The sequence below is a fragment of the Massilia sp. CT11-108 genome, from assembly GCF_047302915.1.
Classification (GTDB): domain Bacteria; phylum Pseudomonadota; class Gammaproteobacteria; order Burkholderiales; family Burkholderiaceae_D; genus Telluria; species Telluria orientalis.
Genome location: NZ_JBKYMO010000438.1, coordinates 1 through 4,616, shown reverse-complemented (window position 1 = coordinate 4,616; position 4,616 = coordinate 1). Strand labels below are relative to the sequence as shown.

General features: G+C 68.3%; 6 protein-coding genes. 2 read left to right on the top strand and 4 right to left on the bottom strand.

From position 1 onward, the window contains the following. Nucleotides 1-64 precede the first annotated feature (64 nt). The 4 genes from ACEN88_RS24820 to ACEN88_RS24805 are packed head-to-tail and all read right to left on the bottom strand — an operon-like array spanning nucleotide 65 to nucleotide 3,674. Nucleotides 65-466 (bottom strand): hypothetical protein, encoded by a 402-nt coding sequence (locus tag ACEN88_RS24820; protein WP_413343967.1) that lies wholly within the window; start codon nucleotides 464-466, stop codon nucleotides 65-67. Then, a complete protein-coding gene (locus ACEN88_RS24815) occupies nucleotides 466-1,719 on the bottom strand; it encodes an ABC transporter permease (protein WP_413343965.1) in 1,254 nt (417 codons plus the stop codon). The genes ACEN88_RS24820 and ACEN88_RS24815 overlap by 1 nt, the downstream gene beginning before the upstream one ends. Beyond that, nucleotides 1,709-2,392: an ABC transporter ATP-binding protein gene (locus tag ACEN88_RS24810; RefSeq protein ID WP_056330580.1), complete on the bottom strand. Its 684-nt coding sequence runs from the start codon at nucleotides 2,390-2,392 to the stop codon at nucleotides 1,709-1,711. The genes ACEN88_RS24815 and ACEN88_RS24810 overlap by 11 nt, the downstream gene beginning before the upstream one ends. A gap of 19 nt (nucleotides 2,393-2,411) precedes the next feature. Next, the gene (locus ACEN88_RS24805) at nucleotides 2,412-3,674 is read right to left on the bottom strand and encodes an efflux RND transporter periplasmic adaptor subunit (protein WP_413343963.1); all 1,263 of its coding nucleotides are present in this window, start codon (nucleotides 3,672-3,674) and stop codon (nucleotides 2,412-2,414) included. A gap of 170 nt (nucleotides 3,675-3,844) precedes the next feature. Here ACEN88_RS24805 and pnuC point away from each other — a divergent pair, with 170 nt between their 5' ends. Together pnuC and ACEN88_RS24795 are read left to right on the top strand one after the other, a co-directional pair. Further along, nucleotides 3,845-4,462 (top strand): nicotinamide riboside transporter PnuC, encoded by a 618-nt coding sequence (pnuC, locus tag ACEN88_RS24800; RefSeq protein WP_413343961.1) that lies wholly within the window; start codon nucleotides 3,845-3,847, stop codon nucleotides 4,460-4,462. Then, a partial coding sequence (locus ACEN88_RS24795) for an AAA family ATPase (RefSeq protein ID WP_413343968.1) occupies nucleotides 4,459-4,616 on the top strand: 158 nt, incomplete at its 3' end. The genes pnuC and ACEN88_RS24795, both read left to right, overlap by 4 nt.

The window sequence follows — 4,616 nt, the reverse complement described above, 5'->3', positions numbered from 1 at the left end:
CCGCGGTCGTGAACCGGCGCGTGGCGGCCGAGATGTTCCCGGGCCGGCCGGCGCTGGGCCAGCGCTACACGAGCACCTCCGGCAGGTCGTCGCCCGCTTCGATGGTATTGGTCTGCACGGCGGCGCCGGTCTGCGGCGACGCGAACGTCGTGGTCCACGTCGAGCGGGTGTACGGCGCATAGCTGGCAAAGCTCACGGCGCGCACTTCCGGCAGTTCGAGCAGGCTGCGGCGCAGCGTGTCGTAGACGTCCGGCGCGATGGACTTGGGCGGTGCTTCGCCCATTTGCATCTGCACGGACCACGTGTCGGTACCGTCGAAACCGACCGGCTGGCGGTACAGCTGCCAGTAGCGCAGCCCGAACGCGGCGATGCCGAACACGATGACGAAGGCGAGCAGGATCTCGAGGCTCAGCATGAGGTTCCTGGATTTGCGCTTCCAGGTCAGTCGCAACAGGTGGCGCAGCATCACGCGGCTCCTTTCAGGGCATGGACGGGATCGAGGCGCGACATCTTCCACGCGGGGATCGCGCCGGACAGCAGGCCGAACACGAAGGCGAGCAGCATGCCGCAGCCGAACACGGTCGGGTTGAGGTGGACTTCCAGGTACGGGATCAGCTGCGACGCTTCGAGCCACCACAGCACGCCCTGGGCGCAGGCCAGGCCGAGCAGGCCGCCGGCGAGGCACAGCAGCACGTTCTCGACGACGAGCTGGCCCGCGAGCTGCAGGCTGGTGGCGCCGAACGCCTTGCGCACGCCGATCTCCGCGCTGCGCTCCATGATGCGGCCCATGTTCAGGTTGACGAGATTCAGCGCGGGCAGCAGCATGAACACGAGCATGCCGCCCGCGATCATCAGGAGCAGCCGCCTGCCGCCGGAATCGACGTAGCTTTCCCGGCCCTGCAGCGCGCGGGCGACGACGTCGAGCTTGGTGTCGGCCCAGAACGTGGTCTTGCCGAAGATCTGGGTACCCACCGGCTGGATGGTCCTGGCGACGCGTTCGACGTCGGCGCGGATGCGCGGCAGGTCGGCCGGCGAGCGCGCCAGCAGCAGTGCGGCGAACATGCCCGTGTATTCGTCGCGGTAGTTCGACGACGGGAATGTGGCGAGCGGCGCCCAGATGTCCGCGTAGGCGTTGATGTGGATGACGTCCGCGACGACGCCGATGACTTCGAACGCCTGGCCGTCCACGCTGATGCGCTGGCCGACCGCGGCGGCCCCGGGGAACAGCTGGCGCGCCGTCGTCGCGTTGACGACGGCCACCATGCGGCCCAGGCGGTCGTCGTCCTCGTCCGGCAGGCGGCCGGCCAGCAGCTTGAATTGCATGATCTTCCAGTAATTCGCGTCGACGCGGCGCATGTCGAGCCGGCTCACGCGGTCGCCCTGGTAGACCGAGACCTCGCTCGTCGTCGTGATGGCCGAGACGCGCTCCACGCTCTGCAACGGCATGAGGTAGCGCGAGATGGTCTTGTAGCCCAGCAGGCCGGTGCGCAGGCCGGTGGGCAGGCCCTTGTCGTTGACGCTCTCGCTGCGCATGCCGTACACCTGCAGCAGGCGGTCGCTCCGGCCTTCCACGCCGGTTGGCCAGAACGCCGTGTCGAGCAGGGCGCTGATCACCATCAGCACGACGAGCGTGAGCACGATGCACGCGAGGTTGATGGCCGTGAACAGCTTGCGGCGCATGAAGACCTTGTAGGCGGTCAGCAGGTAGTTACGCAGCATGGAGATGCTCCGGCTGGACGAGCTGGCCGTCGAACACGCGCACGATGCGGCCGACCTGCGACGCCTCGCGCTCGTCGTGCGTGACCATCACGATGGTCGTGCCTTCCGCGTTCAGTTTCAGCAGGATGTCCATGATCTCGGCGCCCATCCGGCTGTCCAGGTTCCCCGTCGGCTCGTCCGCCAGCAGCACGTGCGGCTGGCCGACGATGGCGCGCGCGATCGCCACGCGCTGCTGCTGGCCGCCGGACAGCTGGTTCGGGTAGTGGTCCATGCGCGCGGACAGGCCCACGCGGGCGAGCGCCTCGCGCGCGAGCCGGCGCCGCTCACCGCCGGACACGCTGCGGTAGAGCAGGGGCAGCTCGACGTTGTCGATCACGCGCAGGTCCTGGATCAGGTGGAAGCTTTGAAAAATGAAGCCGAACGTCTGGTTGCGCAGCTTCGCGAGCTGGCGGTCGGCGTAGCGCTTGATCGGGATACCGTCCACGTCGATCGCGCCCTGGCTGGGCCGGTCGAGCAGGCCGATGAGGTTCAGCAGGGTGCTCTTGCCGCAGCCGCTGGGGCCCATCAGCGCGACGAATTCGCCCCGCTCGACGACGAGGTCGATGTCTTTCAGGGCCAGCGTTTCCACCTTGTCGGTGCGGTAGGTCTTGCTGACCTGGTTCAGTCTGATCATGGTGTCCTCTCGTTTGGATTCAGTTCGTGATGCGGATGCTGTCGCGGTGCTTGAAGTCGGCCGTGTCGGAGACGACGACGCGGTCGCCCGCGTGCGCGCCGCCCACGACCTCGACGACCTTGCCGTCGCCGGCGCCCAGGTCGAGGATCGTCCTGCGCGCCACGCCGTCCCGCACGACGAATGCCGGCTGCGGGCCGCGGCCGTTGAAGGCGGGGCCGCTGTCGACCACGAGCACATTCGCGCGGCGTTCCGTGACGACCGCGACGTCCACGCGCATCTTGTTGCGCAGGTGCGGATTGCGCGGTTGCGCGAGGTCGACCAGCAGCTTGATGGTGCCGTTCTGGATTTCGGGCAGGATCGTGTGGACGGTGCCGGCCATGACCTCGCCGTTCTGCTCCACGCGCACGGCCTGTCCCGGCGCGAGCTGGCGCGCGTGGAAGTCGGACAGCGTGGCCTCGACGCGGTAGTTGTTCAATTCGGAGACGCGCGCGACGAGCTGGCCCGCCGCCACGCTCGCGCCTTCTTCTTCCAGCAGCCACGTGAGCATGCCGCCGAACGGGGCGCGCACGCGGGTGCGGTCCAATAACCGTTCCTGCTGTGCGATCTGCTTTTGCAGGATTGCCTTCTGCAGGTCGGCCGCCGCGATATTGGTGGCCGTCGTGCGGTGCGTGGCGTCGAGCAGCGCGCGCTGCTGGCGCAGCTGGATCTCCGTGCGCTTCACGTTCAGTTGCGCCGTCAGCAGGTTTTCGCCGGATACGAGGCCGCTCGAGCGCAGCTTCTCGTTGCGTTCCAGCGTGGCGCGCGCGGCCTGCAGGTCGATCTCCAGCAGCTCGAGGCTGCTCACGATCTGCGTGCGCTTCTGTTCCAGTTCCTGCTTGAGTGTCGCGATGCGGTTGTCCTGCTGCGCCAGCTGTTCCTTCAGCGCTTCCAGCGCGAGGCGGATATCGCGGTCGTCCAGTTCCAGCAGCAGGTCGCCCGCGCGGACCTGCTGCCCGGGCTTGGCGAGGACCTTCGCGACGCGGCTCGCGCCCGGACTCGCCACCACTTCCTCGTGCACGGGAATGACGACGCCGGCCGCGCCGACCGTGTTGTCCACGTTCCCGCGCCGCACCTCCGCGACGACGACGTCGGCCGCGGACACGCTCGGACGCAGCGCGCGGTTCAGGCCCCACGCGGCGGCGCACAGGGCCCCGAGCACGACGAGCGTGGAGGCGAGCCGCATGCGGGTGCGGCGGCGGAGGATGTCGAGCGGGATGGCCTGGTCCATGATCAAAGCGGGCATTGTGATGCTGCCTGTATTGCAAGCCCCGTGCCAGCCGGGTTTCGCTCTGGGGACGGACTGCCGCATTGCCCGCTGGCGGGCAGCGGTGTCCGGAAACGGACACTCGCCGTCGGGTTGCATAAACCCGCGCCACCTTCCATAATCGCCGACTCTCCTGTCATTGTCCGCCCATGAACGATACCCTGGTCCTGCTGGGCTTTTCCACCACGCCGCTCGAACTGCTCGGCTTCGTGCTGTCCGTCGCGACGGTCGTCCTGACCATCCTGCGCAATCACTGGGGCTGGTTCTTCGCCATCGTGTCGTCCGCCACGTACGGCGTCGTGTTCTTCGACGCCCGCCTGTACGGCGACGCCGGCCTGCAGGGCGTGTTCATCGCGGCTTCGATCTGGGGCTGGTGGCAGTGGCTGCGCGGCGCCGAGGGCAAGCCGCTGCCCGTGACGCGCCTGTCACACACGGGCCGGCTCGCGTCGCTGCTCGGCTGGGCCGCCGGCTTCTTCGCGCTATCGGCGTTCCTGAAGGCGTGCACGGACACGGACGTGCCCCACATGGACGGCTTCCTCACCGCGGGCAGCCTGCTGGGCCAACTGCTCACGGCGAAGAAGAAGATCGAGAACTGGCACACGTGGATCGTCGTCGACATCCTGTACGTGGGCCTGTACATCTATAAAGGCCTGCACCTGACGGCGATCCTGTACGCCGTGTTCGTCGTGCTGGCCGTGCTGGGCCTGCGCGCGTGGACCCATGCCGCGCAGGACGCGGACATGCCGGTGGCCGAGGGCGCGCGATGACGGTGGCGACCGTGGCACGTGTGGCGCTGCTGGGCGCGGAATCGACGGGCAAGTCGACCTTGGCGCAGGCGCTGGCGGCGCGCTACGGCACGCTGTGGGTGCCGGAATACCTGCGCGAATTCGTCGAGGTGAATGCGCGCGTGCCGCGCGAGGA

Bases quoted from the DNA above. Each gene is read 5' to 3' on its own strand.
- ACEN88_RS24820 (WP_413343967.1), bottom strand. From the start codon at position 466: ATGCTGCGCCACCTGTTGCGACTGACCTGGAAGCGCAAATCCAGGAAC.
- ACEN88_RS24815 (WP_413343965.1), bottom strand. From the start codon at position 1,719: ATGCTGCGTAACTACCTGCTGACCGCCTACAAGGTCTTCATGCGCCGC.
- ACEN88_RS24810 (WP_056330580.1), bottom strand. From the start codon at position 2,392: ATGATCAGACTGAACCAGGTCAGCAAGACCTACCGCACCGACAAGGTG.
- ACEN88_RS24805 (WP_413343963.1), bottom strand. From the start codon at position 3,674: ATGCCCGCTTTGATCATGGACCAGGCCATCCCGCTCGACATCCTCCGC.
- pnuC (WP_413343961.1), top strand. From the start codon at position 3,845: ATGAACGATACCCTGGTCCTGCTGGGCTTTTCCACCACGCCGCTCGAA.